Below are 1,966 nucleotides of genomic sequence, written 5' to 3' on the forward strand. Positions count from 1 at the left end.
CTGTGTATAAGAGAGAGGGGCATCGCTGCTGCGGGTGCGGACTCGATCGGTGAGAAGGCGGCGTGGGCGACTCTGGGGGCGGCCCAGCCGTCGGGTGTCTCCACCGGCTGGACGACCTGGTGGGGTGCGCTGCCCTCGGCGACGACCCGGCTGTCCACGGCCACGAACGCGGTGAAGCGGCACAGCACGCCGAAGCGGAGGGAGATGTCGACGATGCGGCGTTCCAGGTCGTCGGAGCCGCCGACGATGTAGCGGTCTTCGAGGTCGCGCAGGTGGGCGCGGGCCCAGATCGACGCGGCGGCGGGGGCGTTCGTGACCGTTCCGGAGGTGGTCTGGGCCCAGGGCGTGCCGTCGGCCGTGGCGCCCTGGACGGACAGGGAGCCGGACGGCTTGCCCCGGAAGCGGCCCGCGATCACCAGGGGGACGCCGGGGAACAGCGCTCCCAGGCGGCTGGGGGCCACCGAGTCGGGGACGATCTCCAGGCCGTCGGGATGCAGGGCGAGCCCGGTCGCGAGCGGTGCGCCGATCCGGTGGTGGATGTGCTCCATCGCCTCGTCGAGGCGGTCTTCGGACTCGACGAGCTCGCAGCGGCCCTGGCCGATGGCGGCGAGCCGGTTCAGGAAGCCCGCGTTGACCGCGCGGTCGATGCCGACGGTGTGGACGCGGACGCCGCGCAGGCGCGGTTCCAGATGCGCGAGGATCTGGTCTTCGTTGCCGATCTGCCCGTCGGTGATGAGGACGAGCACCCGGTCGCGCGTGGAGTCGGCGAGCAGGGTGCAGCCCTCGTCGAGGGGGGCGAGCATCTCGGTGCCGCCGCGCGCGTTCAGGGCCGCCAGGTGCTCGACGGCGCGGAAGCGGTTGCGGTCGGTGCCCGGGGCCAGACCGGTGAGGTCGCGGGGCCGCTCGATGACACTGTCGAACGAGAGGACGGCGAACCGGTCTTCGGTGCGCAGGGTGTCGACGATCCGGGCGGCGGCGCGGCGGGCGGCGACCATCTTCCAGCCCTGCATGCTGCCGGAGCGGTCGAGGATGAGGACGACGTCGCGCGGCTGCGGCCGGGTCTCGCCTGACGGCAGGACGGTCAGCGTGAACGTTCCCTCCTCGCCGGACTCGTCCGGGATCAGGGACAGGGCCGCGCTTTCTTGCTGGGCGTAGTCGAGGCGGAGGATGAAGTCGCGGTTGAGGCGTTCGCCCGGCTGGAGGCGCACCGTTGTGCGTTCGCCGCCCTCCTCGGCCACGACGTGCAGGGCGGAGCGGATCCCGGTGAGCGGCAGCCCGGCCGGGTCGATGTCCGCGGTGATCGATAGGTGGACCGGGTTGGGGAACCCCGGCAGAAGGACGGGCGGGCTGATCCGTGAGGCGTCCGGAACCGCGTCGGTGTCGTCGGCCGCGCCAGAGCCGGCGCGCTCGTCGTCCAAGGGGGCGCCTGGGATGTAGCGAGGGGCCACGACGAGGGGGAAACGGAACGTGGCGCCGGAGCCGGACTCGTAGGGCAGGGGCTGGTTGAGCGTGAGCCGGATCGTCACCCGTTCGCCGGGGAGGATGTTGCCGACGCGCATGGTGAAGACGTCGGGACGGTCTTCCTCCGCTATCGCGGCGCGCTGCCCCGCGGCGATGGCGGTGTCGTAGTCCTGCCGGGCCTGGCCGCGCTCTTTCAGCGTCCCCTCGATGACCCGGTCGGCCGCCTCCATGCGCAGCGCGGTGACGGCGGCGCGGTCGGGTAGCGGGAAGATGTAGGTCGCCTCCAGGGGCACCTCGAACGGGTTGCGGAAGCCCTGGACGACCTCGACGCCGGCGGCGAGGCCCGTGATCGAGGCGTGCACGCCGACGGAGTCGAGCGGCAGGTTGCCCTTGTCGGTGGTCAGCGCGCCGAGGCCGCGGTCGGGGGCCGGGGGCGTCTCGGTCTCGGGAAGCGGCAGGATCTGCGTGGTCACTGGGACCTCCGGGGAGGGTCGGCGGGCAGGGG

The 1,966-nt window shown here is 72.8% G+C and carries 1 protein-coding gene; it reads right to left on the reverse strand.

Features of this window, described 5'->3' with window-relative positions:
• The coding region (locus E1298_RS46485; RefSeq protein ID WP_131903742.1) for a VIT domain-containing protein at positions 1-1,934 on the reverse strand (1,934 nt) is incomplete at its 3' end.
• Positions 1,935-1,966: the final 32 nt, after the last annotated feature.

It is taken from the genome of Actinomadura rubrisoli, from assembly GCF_004349215.1.
Lineage (GTDB): Bacteria > Actinomycetota > Actinomycetes > Streptosporangiales > Streptosporangiaceae > Spirillospora > Spirillospora rubrisoli.